The following is a 22,420-nucleotide window of genomic DNA, read 5'->3' as shown; positions in this document are numbered from 1 at the left end:
AATCAACCGATAACATACACACCCAACACACTATTCCTTATCAATGAACCCGCCTACCGTCTACCTTGCTTCCGGCAGCCCCCGTCGGTATGAAATCCTCACCAATCTTGGCTACCATGTATTGCGGTTGCCCGCAGAGATTGATGAAACGCCCTACCCAGACGAAAACGCCACTAAATATGTGCAGCGCATGGCACGTATGAAAAACAGCGCAGCACTCAGTACATGGCACCAGACACAGCAACAGCCACCGGAATTTCCGCTGATCAGCGCCGACACCACCGTTAGCCTGAATAACCTCATTCTGGGCAAACCAGTCAACACCGACGATGCGGCACGCATGCTCAAACTACTTTCAGGCTGCCAGCATCAGGTACATACCGCTGTTTCCATCTACTGGCACAACCAAACCCTACACAGCCTGCAAACCAGCACTGTACACTTTGCACCCTTACAGGATGAACAGATTACTGCTTACATTGCCAGCGGTGAACCACTGGACAAAGCCGGAGCCTATGGCATCCAGGGGCTGGGCGGAATGCTGGTTCAACACATCAGCGGTAGCTTTACCGGTATCATGGGCTTACCCGTTTATGAAACCACCCAGCTACTCAACCAATGCGGCTGCACTCCACTTACCAATCCAGATTAATCCACACAATATCTATATTCATCATGAAAATACTGCCTTTACTACCTATTTTCGCCATTACCAGTCTGGCTGCCTGCTCACACCATGAAAATTATCGCAGCGCCAGTGAAGCTGCAGCCATCACCGCCTCCGATGTCCAAAACGCTCACCTTGAAGCTACCACTACTCTCGACCGGATTGCTGATGAAACTGCCTCAGATAGCATTATCCCATCAACCTCTGTCAATTCTTCCCGACCAGCCTCTATACCTCAGCAACCAAACTAGACAACTCCCAGCTATACTTACCCACCTAAAATTATCCAAACGCATATTGACTGCGCAACGATCTCACCCATTCACCTGCAATTAATAACAATGATTCAGAATAATCAAAAAATCACAAAACCGGTTAGCTTACATCAACAGAAGTAATATCCAACAGCATAACCCACATAAAAACAAATCATTATCAGCAAGCTACAGCTAGATACAATTGACGCAGAAAAATCACAACCCTACCATTCTTGATTAAATAACTTAATCAAGATGAGCATATTAGTGGTTGATACAACAGCAAAATCCAACACACACGGTGGTAGCAGAACCGGCGCTGGACGCAAAGCCAGAATTGCCGGACCAAAAATAGTTAAACGCATCCCCGTCAGCCTAATACCAACAGTAGAGCACCTGATTGATCAGCTGGCTGACAGTCCATTACAACCAGCACAACATCTACCACTCGACTGCTGGAAAATAGCCAGCGACCTCAGCCAGCTAAGCATTCCACTGGCCACAGAAACTATTCCTGCCGGCTTCCCCAGCCCGGCAGAACCATACATCAGCGACTATCTGGATTTCAACCAGTACCTGATCAAAAATCAGGCCGCTACCATTGCCGTACGCTGCGGCGGAGACTCCATGCACGATGCCGGCATCAGTCGTGACGACCTACTAATCATCGACCGCTCCCTCACCCCTAAACACCGCGACATTGTCATGGCCGATTTAGGTAACGAATTCACCATCAAACGCCTGCACAGACTCGACAACGGCAACGTCGAACTGCATTCCGAAAACAGCAGCCAATCCTATCCCAACTTCAGCTTTAGCGAAGGCGACACCCTCGCCATCGTCGGCGTCGTCACCTATGTCATCAAACACGTCCGCTAACCCATAAACCATGTACTCAGATCAGCAACTCGCCTTTGTCGACATCGAAACCACCGGCGGCCGCACCACCAGCGACCGCATAACCGAAATCGCTGTCGTCTATACTGAAGCCGGCCAACAGCAGCTCTTCCATACCCTGCTTAACCCCGGCACCAGCATTCCACCTTTTATTCAAGCGCTCACCGGCATCAGCAACCAAATGGTAGAACAGGCACCATACTTTAATAACGAAATTGCCAGCCAGCTTGCCACCATCTTCAAAGATCGCATCTTCGTTGCCCACAACGTACGCTTTGATTACGGCTTCATTAAAGCCGCCTTCAAACGACTCGGCCACACCTTTAATCCGCAGCAACTGTGTACCGTCAAACTGTCACGCCTGCTCTATCCCGAACACAAACATCACGGCCTAGACAAAATCATCGCCCGCCACAAAATCGACATGCACAACCGTCACCGTGCCTTTGCCGATGCCCGTGCCATCTACGACTTCTGGCAGCAACTCAAACACAACTTTTCAGCCGACACCCTGCAACAGGCCTGCAAAACCATCATGCAGCGCCCCAGTCTGCCCGCCCACCTCCACAGCGACATCCTGAAAAACATCCGCGACGATTACGGCGTATACCTCATATACGGCGACAACGACCTGCCCCTGTATATCGGCAAAAGCAAACAAGTCAAAACCCGCCTGCTGAGCCACTTCAACCAGGATGTGCACAACAGCAAAGAAATGAGCCTGTCACAACAGGCCAGAAAAATAGACATCATCCCCTGTAGCGGCGAACTGGATGCCTTGCTAACCGAATCAGCACAAATCAAACAGCGTCAACCCATCCTTAACCGCCGCCTGCGCCGCCAGAAAGACCTGTTTAGCTTCAGGGTCGACACCAATGCGCACGGCTACGACACCTTGAGTATCGTCCCCATGCGCCATGTTCTACTTAACCAGCAGCAGCGCTACTACGGCCTGTTTCACAGTAAAAGCGATGCCCAGAAAACCATCAACAGCACCATCAGCAGCACCGACCTGTGCCTGCAAACCCTCGGTATCGAAAAAGGCAGCAGCAACCGCCCCTGTTTCCGCCACCAGCTACACCAGTGCAGCGGCGCCTGTGTCCACAAAATCAGCGCCGACATGCACAACCTCAAACTGGCATTGGCCTTACAAAAAATCAAACTGGCCGCTTGGCCATTTAATCACTACGCCTACGTCAAAGAAAAACAGAAATACCACATCTTCCATCACTGGATTTATCTGGGTAGCGCCAGCAATAGCGACGAACTGCACACCATCCTCAGCCAACCACAAGGCCAGCTGGATCGCGACGTCTACCAGATCATCCAGCAACACAAACACCGCCTGCAAACCCTGAACCCCTCCCATGTTTGCCCTGATTGACGGCAATAACTTCTATTGCTCCTGCGAAAGAGTTTACCGCCCCGAGCTCAGACAACAGCCCATCATCGTACTCAGTAACAACGACGGCTGCGTCATCTCACGTTCCAACGAAGCCAAAGACATAGGCATCAAAATGGGCGTACCCTACTTTCAGATTCAGCATCTCATACAACAAGGCAAACTAACCGTTTTTTCATCCAACTACGAACTGTATGCCGACCTATCACGGCGCATGATGAGCACCATCGCTTCCCTTGTGCCCGCCATCGAAATCTACTCCATCGACGAATGCTTTGCCGACCTGCAAGGACTAAGCAACCTGCACCAGATTGGACACAACATCCGCAACCGCATCCAGCAATGGGTTGGCATACCCACCTGCGTCGGCATTGCCCCCACCCGAACACTGGCCAAATTCTGTAACCACCTAGCCAAACGCCACCGCCACCATTTCAACGGCGTTGTCGTCTGGACAGACTGGAGTCACAACATCCAGAAACGTGCCCTTGCCAGCGAACCCGTCACCGAAATCTGGGGTATTGGCCGCCGAATCGGCCACAAACTAGCCGCACAGGGTATCCACACCGCCCTTGACTTCATCAACGCCCACACTCCCACCCTGCGCAAACAGTTTGGCGTTGTACTCGAACGTACCCAGCGCGAAATGCAGGGTATCCCCTGTAGTGAACTTATCATTGAAGAAGCCAACCGCCAGAACATCGTACGCAGCCGCAGCTTCGGCAGAATGGTCACCAGCCTCGAAGGTCTGCAAGCAGCCATCAGCCACCACATCACCGCTGGCGCCGCCAAACTGCGCGAACAGCATAGTCAGGCACATATCATCGGCGTATTTATCTACACCAACCGCTTCCGCCACGACCTGCCCCAATACAATGGCTACCAATTCATCAAACTGCCACATGCCAGCGCCGACAGCATCACCCTAAATCGCATCGCCCAAAATTTACTGCGCCGCATCTACCGCCCCGGCTACGAATACAAAAAATGCGGCATCGAACTAGGCGGCATCGAACCAACACATCACTTCCAACAACTGGATTTACTCTGCCCCAGCCAACACAACCACCGCCCCGAACTGATGGCCGCATGGGACAACATCACCAACCACTACGGCCGCAGTAGCATCCAGCTGGGTAGCGAACTGCAATCCAACCACTGGCTCATGACCCGTGCCCAGCTCAGCCCCTGCTACACCACTCAATGGCAAGGTTTATTAAAAATTTACATCTAATTGAAAATAAATATTTTTTTAAAAAAATAATCTAATACCTATAATTTATATTTAATTACCTTTAAAATGTATTAGTATACTAATAAAGGATTCAGGATTTGTGACTTTAGAATTTTATGGAGAAAAAATGATTTATAAAGCAAATTTCATTAGTGCAATAAAAATGTAAGAGTTAAAGCTATTTAGGTTCCATTAGTTTTATTTAGACTTAAACATTAATGCTATAAATTAATTCAAACTATTGAGTTATTCTATTTAGCATATACGATAAATTTTGCCAAATTACAGAAATATGTTTACATCAATCGAAGTCTTTCAATAAACTAAAAATTCAATGTCATTTCAATTCAAAAATATAATTAAAATATATAGTTAATTAAGGCGTCTAAAATGGCTTCTAAAAGCAAAATCGAATGGACAGAAAAAACTTGGAATCCTGTAGTAGGCTGTACAAAAGTATCCCCAGGTTGCAAACATTGCTACGCAGAAGCAATGGCCAAAAGATTAAAAGCCATGAAAACCCCAGGATATGAAAATGGATTTAAGTTAACTATCTTACCTCAAAGATTATTTGAACCCTTAAAACGTAAAATACCTACGGTCTATTTCGTAAATTCAATGTCAGATTTATTTCATGAAAATGTACCTTTCGCCTATATAGAACAAGTTTTTGATATAATTGAAAAGTCTGAATGGCATACATTTCAGATTTTAACCAAACGAGCAGAACGAATGGCAGAATTTTTTGCAAAACGTTCCATACCCAAAAACGCTTGGTTAGGTGTAACTGTTGAAGATAAAAAATATGGGCTACCAAGAATAGATTATCTTCGTGATATTGAAGCTTCAATTCGTTTTTTATCGGTTGAACCATTATTAGAGGATTTAGGTGAAATTAATTTATCCAACATTCACTGGGTAATAGTCGGAGGGGAATCAGGACCTAAAGCACGACCAATGAATAGAGAATGGGTAGAAAACGTCCGTGTCCAGTGCGAAAAATATGGCGTAGCATTTTTCTTTAAACAATGGGGAGGATGGGGTGTAGATGGGATAAAAAGAGCCAAAAAAGAAAATGGAAGAGTTTTGAATGGTCGTACATGGGATCAAATGCCGGCCCTACCAGAATAAAAATTATTCAATTACAAAGAGATAATTTAAATGCGAACGCAAAATAAATTTAATTGGGGTGAACGCATTCCTGAATTAGATGAACACAGCAAAGCCAAATTAAAAATTTTGGAATCTTACTTAATATTATATTTTAAAACATTATCAATAAATCCTAGAATGGATAATATTAAAGTTACTATTGTGGATGGGTTTGCAGGCGGAGGGCTTTATCAAGATGCAAAAACAAAAGAGGAAATAAAAGGTTCACCGTTAGTATGCTTAGATTCAGTAAAATTAGCCGACTATGAAATTAATCATGAACGAACTAAAAGGATTAATTTAGATGTTGATTTTATTTTTAATGATAAAGAAAAAACACATATAGATTCACTAAAAAATATTTTAAAAATAAAAAATTATTTACCAAATAAAAAAATACATTTCTTAGAATCAGAATTTGCAAGTCGACTAGATAACATAATTGATTTTATAAAAAATAAAAATCCAAAAAATGGACGTTCTATATTTATTTTAGATCAATGTGGATATGCAAATGTTTCTTTTCAAGCAATAAATAAAATATTTAACAAATTACCCACAGCGGAAATTATTTTAACTTTTGCAGTAGATGCAATTCTTAATTATGCAAGCGCAAATGGAACTACTGCACAAATATTAAATAATATTGGAATAAACAATAGTAGTGACTTATTGGCGGAGGGTTTACAAAAACGTAGATTATCAAAAAAAAATTGGCGATTTGAAACACAATTTGGATTATATAAAAACATGCGTGAGTCATGTGTCGCCAAATATTTTACTCCTTTTTTTATACGCAATAAAACAGGACACGGATATTATTGGCTAATTCATATGTCTCAACATCCTAAGGCTAGAGACGTAATGATGAATGTTCATTGGGAAAATCATAATTATTTCATTCATTATGGAGGAGCAGGGCTAAATATGTTTGATATGCTAGGATACGATCCAGATATAGATGTAGAAGCTACAAATCAACTTGGATTTGAATTTGATAATAAAGCAGAAGAAAAAAGTATAAACGAACTGGTAGAAGACTTACCTAACCTTATCTATCAAAATAAAAATGGTATAACTTTTGAACAACTCTTCACAAACACATGCAATACCACACCCGCAACCTCACAAATATATCGTAGATCATTAAACTTAAATCTACAAAATAAAGAAATTTTGATTGTTAGTAAAGATGGAAAAACGTATAGAAGATCTGCTAATTCAATTTCTGACTCAGATATAATTTTGCCAGCTAAGCAAATGATACTTTTATAAATAGCTAATAGTTAATATTAATTTTTTTACAAAGTGACTATTAAGTTTAATACAATGACGAATCTGTTTTTATAAAATAGAAATATAAACTGTAAAATTGATGAGTGAGCAAAAATTAAATCTGTTTTAAAATTTCACATTTGCCGAGCTTTACCAAGAATCATATGAAAGCACTAATTTCAATAGATTACACCAATGACTTTATCGCTAATGATGGCGCACTGACAACCGGCTCAGCTGGACAATCAATTGAAAGTGCCATAGTAAATCTGGCCAGCAGCTTTATTGAGCAGGGAGAATATGTAGTATTTGCTATAGATGCACATCAGGTAGATGATAACTATCATCCTGAAAACCGACTGTTTCCGCCGCATAACCTCATTGGCACCACAGGGCAGCAGTTATTTGGTGCATTGAGACAATTGTACACACAACATCAGACTAATCCACAGGTATATTGGCTGAATAAACGCCACTATTCCGCTTTCAGCGGCACCGATCTGGATATACGCTTGCGCGAAAGAAATATTACCGAAATACATTTAACCGGTGTCTGCACCGATATCTGCGTGCTACATACCGCCGTAGATGCCTATAATCTGAACTATAAAATAGTCATTCATCAGAGTGCCGTTGCCAGCTTCGACCCTATCGGTCATGAGTGGGCATTAAAACATTTTCAAAACACTTTAGGTGCAACTATAGAATGATTTACAGTAAAAACTGGTTCAACCACAAAAGAAAAACGTCTGCCTTTTATAAAAAAATGAGCAATGTTCAATTAAGACCATGTTATTAAAATCTAAAGCAAATACGGCGCATTCAAACTACCTTTCTAAAGTGGTGATATCTTTAATTACTACCTCATCTAATTTACTGTTCAGCAACTAAACAAACATACAGTATTTTTTAAATATCTGATTAACTTTAGTCATAAAGGTAACATTGAGCAGGAAAACTGGATAGGTATCTAACTAAAGATAAAAGTTACCTAAATTTTTCATTGAGATATAAAATCAACAAACTAAATATCAAAAAATAAAAACCAGATTTTTTAAAAATCATATATTTAGAAATGAGAAAAATATTATGATTAAAAATAATATTTTTCACATTACTTTCTAAACTTTATCTGGCTACACCACCGTGTCTTGAACAAGCACCTCTTCCTGCTTTAGAAGAAGTACCATCTATACATCTGACCCTATTAGGGAAATTTTTAGGTTGTTCAGTATTCGGTTGTTTGATTTTTGGTGTTTTATTTGATTTTCTTTTTGCAGGAGCATCATCATAAACCACCCCACCATGATGGGAACAAGTTCCTCTTCCTACTGATGTGGAATATGTACCATCTGCACATTTAGACTTTACATCTGGATCATTTGCATTAGTCGTTATTCTTGCAAAACCAAATTGTGGAAGATAAAAACATAAAAAAAGCAGAGTAATATTAGTTGTGATTTTCATGAAAACTCCTTTCAACTATGTAGTAAGAATTACAAGATTTTTACCACATTTTTTTCACTAAAATCAATATGTTAAATAATTTACTTAAAATTTTTAGATTTATTTTCGAAAAGTCATTCATGGAAAGTTTATTAGTTTCTTCAAAAATATAAATATTATTTTTGAAAAAATTTATTTTACGCAACCATATAAGTTAATGAAATACAGTCTTTCCATCACAAAATTATTTAATTGTTTTTTTTAAACCTTAGAAGCAGAGTTTACCAATAACAAAAAACCATCTAATTTTATATAAAAAAACCTTTAAATTATTAAAATAAAAGTTTAATATTTTTTCAATAAAATAAGTTAATTAATTTATAATAATGTAATATACTGTGTAGTGAAAATTAATATTGATCACACTACCCTTGAGACCAAACATTTGTTGTATTTTTGACAAAATACATTATCGAAATGATGAAATAGCATATTAAACAAACTTATCAAATGAACAATCAGAAAAAACATTTAAACAGTTTTTCAGTCGTGTCCAACCTATCCCAATCAAAGTTAGATACGGTCTTGAGAAACTGAAAGCAAACGAAATTTTATTTAGCATTACCTAATAGAATATTTTCAAATTAAAAATAGCAATAAATGAAATATTTTCTTTATGTATAGAAATTTCAAAAGTATTAACCACCTAAAAAAATAAAAAAATCACCGTTAATAAACAACATTTTTTAGATAGTTAATTTAATATGATTATATCTATTACTGGATAAGTTCGAATAGAAAAATAATACTGGTAATTAAGTTATATATAGCTTTTTTAATTTTACAAAAAGAAATTAAATCTTATCTGCCATAGGAAACAAAGCTATCAATGAAATAAATAGAAAGTTGAACATGATAAATTATTAAAAAAACATATAACTAGTTATCAGAAATGATAAACAAGGTATAAAATTAGGCATAAAAATAATTATCAGTAATTTGTTTTACATTGCTTAGAGCAATTGTCTATTAAAAAAAGCTCTCAATCAACATAAACTTAATTATTGCATTTTTTTAAAGCTATTTTAAATTCTTGATATTAAACCGCTAACAAATATTATTAAAAGTCATATAGGAAAAAACAAAATGGTACTGTTATCAGAACATAAAACATCCAATTAAAATACTAACGAAATTTCTTGATCAGACTAAAAATAGCAAAGGCAACAAGTAAAGGCATACCAAATATAACCCATAATCCAGCTGGATCAAATTCACCATCAGCAAGTGCAATGCCCGAATAATTAAGAAAATCATCAATAAGATATGAAAATTTTTCAATTAATCGCCAAACGGGACGAACTAAAAATACAATAGCCTGACATATAATATAAATTAAAATGAATAAACCAAAAGACCGTAAGCGTCTATTTGATTTTGCAGTTTTCATAATCTGTTCTTCCTTTAACTATTACACGCCCATAAGCTTTAACGCCAGCTTTAACTGTAGTCATATTTGTAGAAAGAAGTACTTTTCGAAGTATCTGAAATTGGGAAATATGGCGAAACGTGATACATCCCCATGACTCTCCAGAACCATCAGAACGCAATGGATGTAATCTAAATCCTCCTCTATTAACTCCATTGACAAAAAGATGGTCACTCATGGTCGACTCGCTATATAACCCAAACCATTCGCTATGATTAGTGCCATTTATAATATCATTTATAGAACTCAAGACACGATTAGCAAAACTGCCCATAGGACGAGGCACAATCCAGTAATTGCCAGGTGGTAAAGCTGCCTTTTCTTTAAAAGCACATTCTGCTATATTTGTTGTTGGTTTAATACCGGAAAAAACTTCAAATGTTCCGACCCCATAGCATATTAACTTAACTGTCTGCCCATCTGTACTGGTTTTGCTATAATCCATTTCGCAATAAATCATTTATAACTCTTGCACTAAGATATGTAATATTATGTAATTTTAGATTAAAATATCTTTTTCATCAAGTTAATAAAATAATATTACTAGAAGATTTAAATAAGCTCTCAATTTTATATAGCAATATCAATATTTTTAATGGAAAGTTACTTTGAACTCTCCATAAGAGGGAAAATAGGGAAGCTTTTGAAATATCAAAAAAATTTTTAATTGATCGAGTCAAATTCATCACTTGCAAGAGCAATACACGTATAATTTAGAAAATTATGAATTATTTATAATTTTTCAATCATGTATTAAACTAAAAATAATAAAGAATTTCTACGAAGTCATGAGTAATGAAAATCTCAAATAGATTGAAATATATTTTCATAATTCATAATTCATAATTCATATTTACTCTATAATTATATCAGAAATATTCAAAATAAGCGTTTATATATGCATATAGGTTAAAATTTTTGGTAACATTACTGTTTTACCTTTAATTTCTAAATAAGTATTCAAATGGCTCATCAAAAGCTGCCGTATAATTTATCATTACTTTGTTTAACAATAAAGTAGATAAAGCTTTAATATATGAATATGGAAATTATAGCTTGCATAAATGTTTAGTTAATTAAAACTTTTATAGAATTAATTCACCTAATATTCAACCATGCAGACCGGCATTAATTATATTGGCAGGAAATACTCTAAGGGAAATTAAAAGGCCAAGAATTTTGTTTTTAAACAAATTTATAATTTAAATATAAAGCTTTAGAATAGAAATTTGATAAAATATAAAACTGGACATCAAGAATGAATGGTGGGTCGTGAGCGATTCGAACGCTCGACCAACGGATTAAAAGTCCTAATACTGCGATACAACCCATTGATTTAATTAAATAGTGATGCTTGCAAACTTAGTCATAATTAGCCACATTACATGACTTTTCGTCACAATTTGGGCACATCAAGAACGATTATCTAAACACTTTACAGAGCGTTTAGATAATCGTTTTTTTATGGAGATTTGAAGAAGCTTGACATCATGGCGATTAATGCACGAGTTGCTCAAAATTAATGCAAAACATACGAATCACGTCTAAATAAACATATTCACTTAAGAGGGTTTCATTCATATGACTACTATTAACAAAGTTATCTTAATTGGAAGATTAGGTCGAAAACCTGAAATACGTTATAGCTCTACGAATGACGCTATGGCCACTTTTACATTGGCCACAGAGGAAAAATGGAAAGACCGCACTGGAAATAAACAATCTCAAACAGAATGGCACAATATTACAATGTTTGGAAAATTGGCTGAGATAGCTAACCAGTACCTTGAAAAAGGTAGTTTAGTATTTATTGAGGGCCGCATTCAAAGTAAGAGATATATAGATACAAATCAAATCGAACGTTTGGCTTATAACATTATTGCAAATGAAATGCGAATGTTAACTTATAAAAATAACAATTCAACACCAATACAAAATTCAGCAGCAAATGCTAATAACTTATCACAGAAAACAGAATTATCTTCGAATCCCTCGCCGAATCAAAATGTTTCCCAATTCGCAGATGATGATATTCCGTTTTAATCCTAATAAATAATAATTTGTAATCTTAAAAATAAAGCTGGTCTCAAAAATTTATAACTATAAACAAGGGAGATTTATTTTTATCTTTTGCTACTGTCATTTGGTCACTAACGATCTGGCTTTTATTAATAGGAAGTTATCTTATGAATCAAGTAATAACTAATCTAGAATTGAATTCGACTTGGTATCAACTCCTTATGGATAAAGTGGATGCTTTGCCATGGTATTCAACACTTTTGTATAGTATTCCAGCTTTGAGTATTTACACTCTGTATTTTATTATTATTGTAGTTATATCTCTCATCAATCCCAAATGGATACTGAGACCAACTATTAACAGTTTAAGTATCTTTAGTTTAATAATTTTGCTTGTCAGTTTAATCTATGCGTACTCATTATCCAGATTTAATGTATTGAGAACATATGATGAAAATAGCTTTTACTCTGATATGAACGAAATTGAAAATTCCCTAAATGCTAAATTAACAAATGAACAAATCCTTGAGAGTAAAAAACTGTTTATAGAGTGTCAGTTGAATAAAAACCTACAAAATTGTTACGTTGACAGATTAAGATTAGATGTCCTCAAAAAGCTTCAACATAGCTAAAAATTAAAGGGGCCAATTATGAGCCACATTTGTCTTTGACAGTAAAAGCCTTGGTACTTAATTCCAAATATTTCCTTTAATTATCTTTTAATTAATCTAGATGGCCCGCTAAAAGCAGGCTTTTATTTTATCTAAGAAAACATTATGACTAATACTAATATACAATATCCCAGTATGACTTTGTCTTATAATGAAAAAGGTGTATTGCAATTATATTATGGTGCTTATGCTGGAGCTTTCCCCAGCGCCATCATTGATAACATGAATCAAAAAGAGTTTCTTGCATTAAAAGCATTAATTGATATTGAAATAAACGAAAAACGAAGTTGTGAAACACTTAATGTTGCATACAAAGAGAGCAGACTACTTGTAGAAAAACAATCTATAAGCTCTGTTCTTAATGCCTTTATCACGAGTCTTAATATTGATGAGGAACGAATTATTGAACATAATTTACTGCCAGTAATTAGCCGAGCTTATGTCTCAATAGACAGCTCAGGCAAGGCGATTGTTGCCGTTGGCCAATCCCTACAATACGGGGCAGGAGTTAGTTATGATAGAAAGTATTTTGTTCATATTATCTCATTCGTAAAATTCTTTTATGCGAAATGGGGAATAATACACATTAATAATAATAAAAAATTACACGAAGTACTTGAGTTATTTTTCAATCAACTTGCACAGCATATTGGGCATAAAGGACGAATTTATACAAACAAACCACCGTCTGAATACCATTGAAAAGATAAATTATTATGAATCTATCAAAGGTATGGTTGAAAAAAATTTGCGATACGTCCTGATAAAAACATATGTTTTTAAGGTTGAAGCCAGATATGAAACTTTTAATAATCTTATTACTCTTTTTTCCATTCTTAGTTACAGCATCGACAAAACTCCAGAATATCGAAAATCAACAACCCGCTGCTACATCTGTACAGCGGGTTAATTTTAATCAGCTAGCCCAGCAATGCGCTAATAATGTTCATCATGACACATTACAGGCCATTGCCCGCGTTGAAAGCGGCTTTAATCCCTTTGCTATAGGTGTAGTCAGGGGTTCCCTTAAACGGCAGCCTCAGTCCTATACCGAGGCTGTAGCAGCAGCCAAGGCATTGCACAGTGCTGGTAAGAACTTCAGTATGGGACTGGTTCAAGTAAATAAAAATAATCTGGCTCGCTATGGCCTGACCTATGAAACGGTATTTGACCCCTGTAAAAATCTTGCTGCTGGAGCCAAAATCCTTACCGATTGTTATACGCGGGCCAGCCTTAATGATGGTGGCAAACTGAGCCAAACAACTCTACAGAAAGCTTTCAGTTGTTATTACTCTGGAAATTTTAATTTCGGCTTTAAAAGTGATTTTCCAGGGCAGCCATCCTATGTTCAAAAAGTGGTTAATAGTGCTGCTCTTAATTCATCAAATACAACTTTACGTGTGCCAGCCATTATCCCTGCAGTGCAAACTGTTAAAACAATTCAACGCAGTATTCCCGTTATACCTTTCTCAAAAGTTCAACAGCAAAATGCTACTCAAGAGAACTCACCGGTGCCTCTTCAACGTACCAGCGCAAGCTGGGATGTTTTTAAAGAATTCTAGGTACTACCCCTATTAATCCAGGCTTTATGCCGTTTTTTAAAGCTCGCCTTGTGCGGGCTTTTTTTGTCGTTTCTGAAAGGAAGTTCATATGAGTTAAATATTCAATCTATATAGCATATTTCAATCGTTATACCGGCTTAAAGCCGGTTTTTTTTCGTCTGCAAAAACATATTTATTTAAGGAAATAATATATGCCTAGTAAATTAAAGCCCAAATTATCATGGCTGATGATTTTATTCTTCGCCGGATTTGCACAATGTGCTATGGCGACCGGTGGAATGGCTGCACAGGGTGTAAGCATGGCAACCGAAGTACGGACAGCTATTTATACTGTAGTGGGCGTAATAGCTGGTTTATGCCTGTTATGGCAGTTTGTGCAAGGATGGGGTGGCCGCAAAACCTGGACTGATGTATTGGAAACAGGCCTATGGATATTCTGTGCCGGCGGTGCGTTTGCAATTGCTGGCTGGTTCTTTACTGGCGGCTCGAAGATGGTTTTCGGCTGATAAAGGAATTTTATGGCTTATGAACCCTCACATGAAACCATTGATACCGAACAATTAACGTTTAATGGTCTTGCACGTCAGGCAATGGTTATAGGCATACCTATAACTGCATTGGCTATATGTGGATTTGTAGGGGTAATAGCTGTAATGATTGCAATGCCTTTTCTTCAAGGAAAGGCATTTTTATTCATTCTGTTACCTACACCCATAATCGCATTTATGCACACTGCCTGTAAAAACGATGATCAGGCCCTAAGGATAATTCTATATGAATGTAAGTGGTTTTTACGTAGACGTAATGCGAAGTTGTTTAACAATACAACAACAATCCTGTCAACAAAATTTGGGAGACAGATAGATGATTATCAGCGATTTTTTGAGCAATATACTGCGAAATCAACCATCCGGAGTAGACTTTCTACCAAAGATATGCCAACACGTAACCAATAATATTGTCTGGTATAAATCTGGTCATTTATGCTTTGTGATACGTATGGAGGGCTTACCTTTTGATGGTGTAGACGATAAAGTTTTGTACCAACACTTTATTGGTTTGCGTACCATATTGGCTGCATGTGGCAAATCGTTTGGTGACAGGCTTGCGCTATGGTGTACATTACAACGCAAGAAAATCAACTTTAATCGTGACTACGACTTTCATACACCATTCACTAAAGATTTTGCAGCTAAATATTTAAAACGTTTTGAAACTGATGATTACTTTGAAAATGTGTTCCATCTTGCTGTTGTGATTAAGAATAGTGATATGGACGCGGGTATTAGAGAAGCAGAAGAACAAATAACCAGTCTGATGCATTCTCTTCAGCCATATGAACCAACGCTACTGACTGTATATAAAAACAGAGAAAACATAATTTTTTCTGAAGTATATGAATTTTTCAGTAGTTTGATTAATGGTAATAAACAGCAAATACCTTTATCTGACGTTGATGCCTGCCAAACCATACCAGGTGCAGATATACATTTTGGTACAGATGTGTTTGAAATCCGCCCCCAGTGTGGCAAACCTAAATTTGCGCAGGCTTTTGATTTAAAGGATTATGGTCTATCTAAACCGAAGATACTTAATGATATTCTTACATTACCGTTTGAGTTCAACTTAATACAAAGTCTGATATACATTAATCCATATACCATGCTGTCTAATGTTCGCAAGCAACTGAACAATATGAAATCAGCTAATGATCAGGCTAGCGAACAACAAAATGAATTATATGTTGCTCAGGGTAAGCTGGTTTCAGGTGAATTGATGTTTGGCGATTATCATGCAGCATTGATTGTCTTCGGGAATAGTGCTAAACAGGCTTCTACTAATGGCTCGCGCGCTTACAGTACATTTCTGAACGCAGGCGGATTTCGATTTACTAAAGCAGGCCTATCCGCTCCATCCACATATTTCAGTCAGATTCCCGGAAGCAATGAACGTCCGCGGTCGTACCCAAAAACCACGACTAATCTAGCCACGACATTTGGTATCCATAATTATTCGCATGGGAAAAAGTATGGCAATCCATTAGGTGATGGTTCTGCAATTATGCCTTTAGCAACTGTATCTAATACTATCTTTGATTTTAACTTTCATTTCTCCAGAGATGGTGAAGATAATATTGGTGAAAAGGTAGCTGGCCATACTCTTATTCTGGGTGCAACTGGTACGGGTAAAACGACGACTCAGTGCGCACTTATGGCTTTTACTGAACGTTTTAATCCTGCTATGTTTATTATGGATTTGGACAGAGGCATGGAAATATTCGTACGTGCTGTAGGTGGAACATATTTCAGTCTGGAAGCTGGTCAGCCAACAGGACTAAATCCATTTCAATTACCAGATACTCCTGCAAACAGAGAATTCCTGTACTCACTGGTTGGCATTTGTGGTGCAGATGAAAACGGCAAGCTTACTGCAACTGAGGAAAAAGAAATTCAGTTCGCTGTTGATACTGTACTAGGCCTTGATTTTGATAACCGCAATTTCAGTCATTTGCTACAAAGTATTCCAATGCACCCAGATGAAAATTCGTTGCGTGTGCGTCTGAGTAAATGGTGTAGAAGCGAAGGTGGCAGGTTTGCCTGGTGTCTGGACAATCCGAGCAACCTATTCAACCCTGAAGATTTTTTCAGAATTGGCATTGACCTGACAGATATACTCAAAGTGGATTATCCGCCAACTGCTCCGGTATTGGCCTATCTGTTTCATCTACGTGAAATAATGATGAAAATGATTGCTGAACAAAATGGTATTCTGGCTACCATTATTGAAGAGTTCTGGTACGCAGCTCGCTATGAAGTACTACAGGAAAAAATGCTGAAAATGCTCAAGGCAGACCGAAAACTTGGTGGCTGGCTGATTCTGGTTTCACAATCCCCAGAAGACGCTATTAATTGCCCAATTTTTGCAGCCATTATTCAGCAGACTCCTACCAAAATATTCTTGCCAAATCCAGATGCAGAATATGACGGTAGTTATCAGCGATGTGGTATCACTCGTAAAGAATACGATGAACTCATGGCATTGGGTAAGGAAAGCAGAACTTTTTTGATTAAACAATCAAAACAGTCTGCTTTTGCCAAACTGGATTTATATGGTTTTGAAACTTTAATGCCATTTCTGTCCGGTAGTTCAGATACAGTCGAATTACTGCATAAAATCATGGCCACATACGGTGATGAAACTGAACATTGGTATCAACCATTCTGTAATGCGGTACGTGAACGAAACTCTGAACGCAAACGCAAACAGGCAGAACTGTTAACTGCATAAGAAAGCTTAACCCAACTCACCGCCCATTCGGGCGGTTTTTTTATATCAGGAGATATTATGAAACTTTTAAATAAATGGCATGCCTCAGTTTTGACGCTTATGCTTGCCGTAAGTGCGGTGAATGTTAATGCTACAGGTATTCCTGTCTTTGATGGAGCCGCCGCGGCCAACATGTTGCAGCAAATTGTCCAAAGTAAAACGCAGATTGATAATCAAATTCAACAAATAGTTGAATTGAAAAATCAAGTTTCAGCTCTTAGTGGAACACGTAATATGGGGCAAATACTAAACAATGTTAAGGAACAGCTGCCGAATGAATGGAAAGCAATTTATGGCAATGCTACAGCAACCAATTACAAAGACCTGTTGAAAGGTAAAAAATACACCCAAGAACAGGCAGCTAAAGCTTTATTTGCCAATTTTGACTCAACCCTGAAATCCTTTCAGGATACAAAAAAGCGGCTAGATAATATTCAAAGTTTGATGACCAAAATTAATTCGACTCAGGATATTAAAGCAGCAGCTGACCTGCAAAGTCGTATTACCGCAGAACAGGCCATCATTCAGAACAATCAGACAAAGCTGGACATGATGTCAAAAATGTTCGAACTGGAAGACAAAATGGCTCGCATGCAACGTAGCCAGCGTGATGCGTGCCTAGCACGTCACCTTGTAGATCGCAATTACAGTAGCTGCAACTAATCAACCAACCGGATACCTTTAGGGTATCTGGTTGTATAGGAGATAAATATGGATAGCGGCTATTTTTCAGCTATAGCAGAAACGTTATTGAATGGCATGGGCACTAATCTATTTAGTAAGACAGGTTCATTAATCGCTGCCATTAGTCCTTTTTTTTCTGTGTGTTTTGGTATTTATATCCTACTGGTAATAATAGATGGGTATAACAGAGGGTTTGATGAAAATTTTTTAGATTTGGCTAAACGGGCTTTTGGCTGGCTGATTATTATCAGCTGTGCGTTTAACGCAGGGCAGTACATGAAACTTGCTAATATGGCTTATACCCTACCTGATGAATTAAGCAGCCTGTTTGGTAACGGTACATATACTGTAAGTGCCATTGATACAGGGCTGAATAATGTTATGGAAATGTCTGGCAAGGCTTTTGCCATAGGCAATGAATACAGTATGACGGATTTTGCGGAAAAATTGACAGCTTGGGGTATTGCTTTGGGCATCGTTATTTTCGGAGGGCTTTTTTTTGTAGTAACCGCAGCTTTCTACCTTGTCGCTAAATTATCTTTAGCAATGGTGATTATGGTTGGCCCTCTGTTTATAGGCTGCTTGTTGTTTCCCAGCACAAGACAATGGGGTATGAACTGGATTGGTCAGATTCTAAACTATACAATCACAATTTGTTTTTATACAATATTAGGCGTATTACAACTTGATTATTTTAATAATAATCTGAATAATTTAATTGGAGGTGGTGAAACTTCTCTTGTTTTGCTGTTACCAGTTTTATGCATGTTTTTTATATCAACAGTAATATTTATTATTGTTGCATGGAATGTGCCTAGTATTGCTTCAGCGCTTACAGGTGGTGCAAGTGTGAATGGGTTTTCACGTACCATTATGTCTATAGCAAGATTTTCAAAAACTGTTAGATTACCTGGGGGAAGTGGCAGTGGTGGCAGCATTTCAAAATAATACTTATATGGAGAAGAGATATGGTGGATATGGTTGTAAGAATATTTAATAAACTATGGAAATATTCCTTTTGGGGTTGTGTTTTATGTCCTTTTATATTTGCGCTGCTCCCAATCATACCTATGAAAATTAGCTACACTGTAACAATTTCTTTTGCAGTTGCATTTCTATTTTTGACTATTGTCCGTTTATTATTTGCGATGGCTGCTCCTCCAGTTGTTACCGTTAGAATTGAAAGAGATGACTAAAAATTATATTCAGCCATTTACACAAGCTACCTGATTAGGTGGCTTTTTTATTGCCACGTACAACTTCTTTGCAGCCACTATCTATTGAGATCAGTGGCTTTTAATTTGTCCGCAATTCAAGGAACTATTATGAAAAATGTATTGTTATGCCTGATTACTGCTCTTGTATTAGTGGGCTGTAATTCTTCAAAAGTCCCTGTACCGCATGGTTCAGAATTTCCTATCAACAATGAAGCAAAGGGAATTAAATGAGTAATTTTAATAACAGTAAGGCGACCTTGAATAAACAAGCTCATGAATTTATACAGTCAGCCGCAGCATTTAACAAATCTGAAATTGATATGGTCAGACGCAACAGTAAAATTGCCTGGCGCATTGCAATAGGCTGTCTGGTCATTACCGGCATGGCAATCGGAGCTGTTGCCGCCCTCACCCCTCTAAAAACGGTTCAGCCTTACGTTATCAGAGTTGATAACAATACAGGTGCTACTGATATCGTTACCACTCTGAAGCAGTCCGAAAAAACCTATGGGGAAGTGATAGATAAATACTGGCTCGCACAATACGTGAAGTACCGCGAAAGCTATGACTGGCAAACCATTCAAAGTACCTATGATGCAACCATGCTATTAAGTGCTGTGCCGATACAAAAAGAATTTGCCAATATCTACAGCGACAATAATCCAAACGCGCCTCACAAAATGCTAAAAGATAACTTCAAGGTTATTGTTACAGTTAAGGCAATATCTTTTGTTGGTCAAATGGCTCAAATACGTTTTGATAAACAACTTATTCCAATATCTGGTGACACAAGTAAGACCACACCACCACAGCAATTGATAGCCACTGTCGCATATGAATACACCAATCAACCTACGCAGGAGAAAGACCGCTTAATAAACCCGCTAGGTTTCCAAATTACCAGCTATCGTGTAGATCCAGAGACTACGCCTTAACAGAAAGACTCTCCATGAAGATACAATTTAAATTTTGCCTTGCAGCCGTTATGGCTGCTTTTATTTTGCCCGTATTTGCTGAAGCCATACCGGCAGGTTCATCACGTGATAGTCGGATTCAGACTGCGGTATATCACAATAATCAGGTGTACCACATTCGTGGTCAGGTCGGCCGAGCTGTACTGGTACAGCTTGAAGACGGAGAAACGCTTTCAGGTGAAAGCTCAGCTTTAGGTATGGGAGATTCGGACGCATGGAAAGTCGCCGTAAAAGGCAACAACATCATCTTTAAACCTACCGTATTAAAACCAGCTACCAATATGCTGATAGTCACCAACAAAAGGACCTATGCATTCACTTTGTCACTGACCAGCGACCATAAAAAACAGGCTCCGACGTACATTCTTAGATTCACTTATCCAGATACCATCGCATCTAAACAGATTGAAGAGATGGCCAGAAATAGAAAAGTAGCCAGCCTTTTTAATCAAACTTCAGACACTGCACTGCTCCAAAATAAAAACTACTGGGGCTATGGAGATAAAGGATTGGCTCCTACGGCCATGTGGGACAACGGCCTATTTACCTATTTACGCTTTAACAATAACAAAGATCTCCCGACGATATATCGGGTAACTGCCGATGGTACCGAAGCGTTGGTCAATTCTCATATCGAGAAAGACACGATTGTTGTACATGAGACTGCTCCGCGTTTTGTTTTAAGACTAGGACGTTCCGTCCTTGGTATCAATAACCGTGGATACGATGCTGTTGGGAAATTTAATCGTACAGGCACATCCAGCACAGATAGTGTACGAATAGTGAAATAAGGAGTTATAAATGTTTATTAAGAAGCTAATTAAACGGTTCAAGCCGAACAAATTTGATGGAGACAATCAGATTGAACCAACGGAGCAAGCAACTGAAGAGAGCCTAGCGGAAATCATCCAAGATGATGAGGTGGAACGCGGGGTGCCGTTGAATGAAAAAACCAACAGTAAAAGCAATGTTACTAAAGTGGCCATCGCTGGTATGGGATTGATTGCAGTAGGTGCTATAGTTGCCGGAATCATCTCTTTTTCTTCTTCAAATCAAGAAGAAAATGTCGCCAATACCGCAAGTGCAGCAAGCGATCCAGTAAGCAACCTTAATCCAAAAGATTTTAATAAAGATAAGCAGGATATTGTTTTGTCTCAGGTAATAGCAGCATCCGAAGCATCTGAAACTAGCTCTTTAGCTGATTCAGAAGCCTCTACAGCTTCAGGGACAAACATAGAAGCAGTTGATAGCAATGCTTCTGTAGCCACAACAAATAATACCAATTCTGGCTCTCCGGATTTTCAGCAACCAGGTAACAGTCCGACTATGACCAATCGCAGTCGCCGTTTAGGTGGTGAAGTGGTTTTAGGACTGGATGGGAATAACTTTAAAGGTTCATTACAGCCCGTATCGGGTGAAAGTAGTAGTGATTCAGGTTCAACTGTTTCCGGCTCCGATAGTGGCAGCGGATTGGCCAGTAAGCTAAATCCGACTGTAACAGCAAAAACAAGGGCTATACAGCGAGGCAATCAAGCACTAGTCCTGACTAAAGGTACTGGTATCCGTTGTGCACTGGAAACCCGCATTGTGACTACGCAGCCTGGCTTTACGCGATGTCAGGTAACCCGAGATGTTTACTCAGCTGATGGCAAAGTTTTGCTGTTAGAGCGTGGCAGTCGAATTATAGGAGAACAAACAGCTGCACTTTTGCAAGGTCAGGCTCGGGTATTTGTACTATGGAATGAAGTGGAGACACCAAATGGTGTAAAAGTTTCATTAGCCAGCCCTGGAGCCGGACCACTGGGAGAGAGTGGACATGGAGCTAAAGTGAATTACCACTTTTGGCAACGTTTTGGCGGAGCCATCATGATAAGCATGATTAGCGATCTGGGCGATAGCCTGAGTAATAAATCTTCCAGTGGTGATAACAACAATATCACCTATGAAAATACAAGCCAGGCAGCACAGGAAATGGCCACAGAGGCATTAAAGAATAGTATCAACATACCTCCTACGGGCATCGTTAATCAAGGCAGCATTATTAACGTTTTTGTGGCTCGTGATGTTGATTTCAGCAATGTATACGACGTAGTGAAGCGGCCGTTCATTTTTTAAACCCTGCCTGCAAGGGCAGGCGGGTAATTTTA

The 22,420-nt window shown here is 38.5% G+C and carries 24 protein-coding genes and 1 tRNA gene; 21 read left to right on the top strand and 4 right to left on the bottom strand.

All coding sequences use genetic code 11. From position 1 onward, the window contains the following. Positions 1-43 precede the first annotated feature (43 nt). The 8 genes from ACQP6D_RS04345 (at position 44) to ACQP6D_RS04310 (ending at position 7,594) form a co-directional block, all read left to right on the top strand. Positions 44-652, top strand: a complete 609-nt coding sequence (locus ACQP6D_RS04345; protein WP_100157293.1) for a Maf family protein — start codon at positions 44-46, stop codon at positions 650-652. A gap of 23 nt (positions 653-675) precedes the next feature. Continuing rightward, positions 676-918 carry a hypothetical protein gene (locus ACQP6D_RS04340; protein WP_100140436.1) on the top strand — a complete coding sequence of 81 codons (243 nt, stop codon included), beginning with the start codon at positions 676-678 and terminating at the stop codon, positions 916-918. A gap of 261 nt (positions 919-1,179) precedes the next feature. Continuing rightward, entirely contained in the window at positions 1,180-1,803 is a 624-nt protein-coding gene (locus ACQP6D_RS04335) for a LexA family protein (RefSeq protein ID WP_370389290.1), read from the top strand. A 10-nt stretch (positions 1,804-1,813) separates the two neighbouring features. Next, a complete protein-coding gene (locus ACQP6D_RS04330; protein WP_370389291.1) occupies positions 1,814-3,205 on the top strand; it encodes a 3'-5' exonuclease family protein in 1,392 nt (463 codons plus the stop codon). After that, a complete protein-coding gene (locus ACQP6D_RS04325) occupies positions 3,189-4,457 on the top strand; it encodes a Y-family DNA polymerase (protein WP_427857534.1) in 1,269 nt (422 codons plus the stop codon). Before ACQP6D_RS04330 ends, ACQP6D_RS04325 begins: the two co-directional genes overlap by 17 nt. A 390-nt stretch (positions 4,458-4,847) precedes the next feature. Continuing rightward, entirely contained in the window at positions 4,848-5,588 is a 741-nt protein-coding gene (locus tag ACQP6D_RS04320; RefSeq protein WP_367432467.1) for a DUF5131 family protein, read from the top strand. 30 nt (positions 5,589-5,618) lie between these two features. Further along, on the top strand, positions 5,619-6,884 hold the full coding sequence (locus ACQP6D_RS04315) for a three-Cys-motif partner protein TcmP (RefSeq protein ID WP_427857533.1): 1,266 nt from the start codon (positions 5,619-5,621) through the stop codon (positions 6,882-6,884). Between the two features lie 164 nt (positions 6,885-7,048). Further along, the gene (locus ACQP6D_RS04310) at positions 7,049-7,594 is read left to right on the top strand and encodes a cysteine hydrolase family protein (RefSeq protein ID WP_367432463.1); all 546 of its coding nucleotides are present in this window, start codon (positions 7,049-7,051) and stop codon (positions 7,592-7,594) included. A gap of 418 nt (positions 7,595-8,012) precedes the next feature. Here ACQP6D_RS04310 and ACQP6D_RS04305 read toward each other — a convergent pair whose 3' ends face one another. The 4 genes from ACQP6D_RS04305 to ACQP6D_RS04290 form a co-directional block, all read right to left on the bottom strand. After that, positions 8,013-8,351 carry a DUF3761 domain-containing protein gene (locus ACQP6D_RS04305; protein WP_427857532.1) on the bottom strand — a complete coding sequence of 113 codons (339 nt, stop codon included), beginning with the start codon at positions 8,349-8,351 and terminating at the stop codon, positions 8,013-8,015. 1,165 nt (positions 8,352-9,516) lie between these two features. Then, positions 9,517-9,780: a hypothetical protein gene (locus tag ACQP6D_RS04300; RefSeq protein WP_100140442.1), complete on the bottom strand. Its 264-nt coding sequence runs from the start codon at positions 9,778-9,780 to the stop codon at positions 9,517-9,519. After that, positions 9,758-10,279 carry a DUF2778 domain-containing protein gene (locus ACQP6D_RS04295; protein WP_427857531.1) on the bottom strand — a complete coding sequence of 174 codons (522 nt, stop codon included), beginning with the start codon at positions 10,277-10,279 and terminating at the stop codon, positions 9,758-9,760. The genes ACQP6D_RS04300 and ACQP6D_RS04295 overlap by 23 nt, the downstream gene beginning before the upstream one ends. 803 nt (positions 10,280-11,082) lie before the next feature. Further along, a tRNA-OTHER gene (locus ACQP6D_RS04290) sits at positions 11,083-11,149 on the bottom strand. Between the two features lie 251 nt (positions 11,150-11,400). Between ACQP6D_RS04290 and ACQP6D_RS04285 the strand changes: the two genes are divergently transcribed. The 13 genes from ACQP6D_RS04285 (at position 11,401) to virB10 (ending at position 22,388) form a co-directional block, all read left to right on the top strand. Further along, on the top strand, positions 11,401-11,862 hold the full coding sequence (locus ACQP6D_RS04285) for a single-stranded DNA-binding protein (RefSeq protein ID WP_427857530.1): 462 nt from the start codon (positions 11,401-11,403) through the stop codon (positions 11,860-11,862). Between the two features lie 752 nt (positions 11,863-12,614). Then, the gene (locus tag ACQP6D_RS04280) at positions 12,615-13,211 is read left to right on the top strand and encodes a hypothetical protein (protein ID WP_427857529.1); all 597 of its coding nucleotides are present in this window, start codon (positions 12,615-12,617) and stop codon (positions 13,209-13,211) included. Positions 13,212-13,306: 95 nt separating this feature from the next. Further along, entirely contained in the window at positions 13,307-14,071 is a 765-nt protein-coding gene (locus ACQP6D_RS04275; protein WP_427857528.1) for a lytic transglycosylase domain-containing protein, read from the top strand. A gap of 191 nt (positions 14,072-14,262) precedes the next feature. Then, complete coding sequence (locus tag ACQP6D_RS04270) at positions 14,263-14,577, top strand: TrbC/VirB2 family protein (protein WP_427857527.1); 315 nt, start codon at positions 14,263-14,265, stop codon at positions 14,575-14,577. A gap of 12 nt (positions 14,578-14,589) precedes the next feature. Continuing rightward, entirely contained in the window at positions 14,590-15,027 is a 438-nt protein-coding gene (locus tag ACQP6D_RS04265; protein ID WP_267390696.1) for a VirB3 family type IV secretion system protein, read from the top strand. 43 nt (positions 15,028-15,070) lie between these two features. Then, positions 15,071-17,359, top strand: coding sequence for a conjugal transfer protein (locus tag ACQP6D_RS04260; protein WP_267390697.1), 2,289 nt, complete (start codon positions 15,071-15,073; stop codon positions 17,357-17,359). 57 nt (positions 17,360-17,416) lie between these two features. Then, positions 17,417-18,061, top strand: coding sequence for a type IV secretion system protein (locus ACQP6D_RS04255; protein WP_267390698.1), 645 nt, complete (start codon positions 17,417-17,419; stop codon positions 18,059-18,061). A 48-nt stretch (positions 18,062-18,109) separates the two neighbouring features. Next, on the top strand, positions 18,110-19,030 hold the full coding sequence (locus ACQP6D_RS04250; protein WP_267390699.1) for a type IV secretion system protein: 921 nt from the start codon (positions 18,110-18,112) through the stop codon (positions 19,028-19,030). A gap of 20 nt (positions 19,031-19,050) precedes the next feature. Continuing rightward, positions 19,051-19,278, top strand: coding sequence for a hypothetical protein (locus tag ACQP6D_RS04245; protein ID WP_267390700.1), 228 nt, complete (start codon positions 19,051-19,053; stop codon positions 19,276-19,278). A 129-nt stretch (positions 19,279-19,407) separates the two neighbouring features. Then, a complete protein-coding gene (locus ACQP6D_RS04240; protein ID WP_267390701.1) occupies positions 19,408-19,530 on the top strand; it encodes a hypothetical protein in 123 nt (40 codons plus the stop codon). Beyond that, on the top strand, positions 19,527-20,234 hold the full coding sequence (locus ACQP6D_RS04235; RefSeq protein ID WP_267390702.1) for a virB8 family protein: 708 nt from the start codon (positions 19,527-19,529) through the stop codon (positions 20,232-20,234). The genes ACQP6D_RS04240 and ACQP6D_RS04235 overlap by 4 nt, the downstream gene beginning before the upstream one ends. Positions 20,235-20,284: 50 nt before the next feature. Next, positions 20,285-21,064: a P-type conjugative transfer protein VirB9 gene (virB9, locus tag ACQP6D_RS04230; protein ID WP_427857526.1), complete on the top strand. Its 780-nt coding sequence runs from the start codon at positions 20,285-20,287 to the stop codon at positions 21,062-21,064. Between the two features lie 10 nt (positions 21,065-21,074). Further along, complete coding sequence (gene virB10 / locus ACQP6D_RS04225) at positions 21,075-22,388, top strand: type IV secretion system protein VirB10 (RefSeq protein WP_427857524.1); 1,314 nt, start codon at positions 21,075-21,077, stop codon at positions 22,386-22,388. The last annotated feature ends 32 nt before the right edge of the window (positions 22,389-22,420 follow it).

The sequence above is a fragment of the Snodgrassella sp. CS2 genome (assembly GCF_050310315.1).
GTDB classification, from domain to species: domain Bacteria; phylum Pseudomonadota; class Gammaproteobacteria; order Burkholderiales; family Neisseriaceae; genus Snodgrassella; species Snodgrassella alvi_E.
Note: the sequence above shows the minus strand (reverse complement) of the source record. Positions and strands in the feature narration are given on the sequence as shown.

What these genes read in the sequence shown, in the direction of transcription:
- ACQP6D_RS04310 (WP_367432463.1), top strand. Translation starts at nt 7,049, where the DNA reads ATGAAAGCACTAATTTCAATAGATTACACCAATGACTTTATCGCTAAT.
- ACQP6D_RS04345 (WP_100157293.1), top strand. Translation starts at nt 44, where the DNA reads ATGAACCCGCCTACCGTCTACCTTGCTTCCGGCAGCCCCCGTCGGTAT.
- ACQP6D_RS04320 (WP_367432467.1), top strand. Translation starts at nt 4,848, where the DNA reads ATGGCTTCTAAAAGCAAAATCGAATGGACAGAAAAAACTTGGAATCCT.
- ACQP6D_RS04295 (WP_427857531.1), bottom strand. Translation starts at nt 10,279, where the DNA reads ATGATTTATTGCGAAATGGATTATAGCAAAACCAGTACAGATGGGCAG.
- virB10 (WP_427857524.1), top strand. Translation starts at nt 21,075, where the DNA reads ATGTTTATTAAGAAGCTAATTAAACGGTTCAAGCCGAACAAATTTGAT.
- ACQP6D_RS04285 (WP_427857530.1), top strand. Translation starts at nt 11,401, where the DNA reads ATGACTACTATTAACAAAGTTATCTTAATTGGAAGATTAGGTCGAAAA.
- ACQP6D_RS04330 (WP_370389291.1), top strand. Translation starts at nt 1,814, where the DNA reads ATGTACTCAGATCAGCAACTCGCCTTTGTCGACATCGAAACCACCGGC.
- ACQP6D_RS04305 (WP_427857532.1), bottom strand. Translation starts at nt 8,351, where the DNA reads ATGAAAATCACAACTAATATTACTCTGCTTTTTTTATGTTTTTATCTT.
- ACQP6D_RS04240 (WP_267390701.1), top strand. Translation starts at nt 19,408, where the DNA reads ATGAAAAATGTATTGTTATGCCTGATTACTGCTCTTGTATTAGTGGGC.
- ACQP6D_RS04235 (WP_267390702.1), top strand. Translation starts at nt 19,527, where the DNA reads ATGAGTAATTTTAATAACAGTAAGGCGACCTTGAATAAACAAGCTCAT.
- ACQP6D_RS04275 (WP_427857528.1), top strand. Translation starts at nt 13,307, where the DNA reads ATGAAACTTTTAATAATCTTATTACTCTTTTTTCCATTCTTAGTTACA.
- ACQP6D_RS04300 (WP_100140442.1), bottom strand. Translation starts at nt 9,780, where the DNA reads ATGAAAACTGCAAAATCAAATAGACGCTTACGGTCTTTTGGTTTATTC.
- ACQP6D_RS04340 (WP_100140436.1), top strand. Translation starts at nt 676, where the DNA reads ATGAAAATACTGCCTTTACTACCTATTTTCGCCATTACCAGTCTGGCT.
- virB9 (WP_427857526.1), top strand. Translation starts at nt 20,285, where the DNA reads ATGGCTGCTTTTATTTTGCCCGTATTTGCTGAAGCCATACCGGCAGGT.
- ACQP6D_RS04265 (WP_267390696.1), top strand. Translation starts at nt 14,590, where the DNA reads ATGGCTTATGAACCCTCACATGAAACCATTGATACCGAACAATTAACG.
- ACQP6D_RS04315 (WP_427857533.1), top strand. Translation starts at nt 5,619, where the DNA reads ATGCGAACGCAAAATAAATTTAATTGGGGTGAACGCATTCCTGAATTA.
- ACQP6D_RS04260 (WP_267390697.1), top strand. Translation starts at nt 15,071, where the DNA reads ATGGAGGGCTTACCTTTTGATGGTGTAGACGATAAAGTTTTGTACCAA.
- ACQP6D_RS04325 (WP_427857534.1), top strand. Translation starts at nt 3,189, where the DNA reads ATGTTTGCCCTGATTGACGGCAATAACTTCTATTGCTCCTGCGAAAGA.
- ACQP6D_RS04270 (WP_427857527.1), top strand. Translation starts at nt 14,263, where the DNA reads ATGCCTAGTAAATTAAAGCCCAAATTATCATGGCTGATGATTTTATTC.
- ACQP6D_RS04245 (WP_267390700.1), top strand. Translation starts at nt 19,051, where the DNA reads ATGGTGGATATGGTTGTAAGAATATTTAATAAACTATGGAAATATTCC.
- ACQP6D_RS04335 (WP_370389290.1), top strand. Translation starts at nt 1,180, where the DNA reads ATGAGCATATTAGTGGTTGATACAACAGCAAAATCCAACACACACGGT.
- ACQP6D_RS04255 (WP_267390698.1), top strand. Translation starts at nt 17,417, where the DNA reads ATGAAACTTTTAAATAAATGGCATGCCTCAGTTTTGACGCTTATGCTT.
- ACQP6D_RS04250 (WP_267390699.1), top strand. Translation starts at nt 18,110, where the DNA reads ATGGATAGCGGCTATTTTTCAGCTATAGCAGAAACGTTATTGAATGGC.
- ACQP6D_RS04280 (WP_427857529.1), top strand. Translation starts at nt 12,615, where the DNA reads ATGACTAATACTAATATACAATATCCCAGTATGACTTTGTCTTATAAT.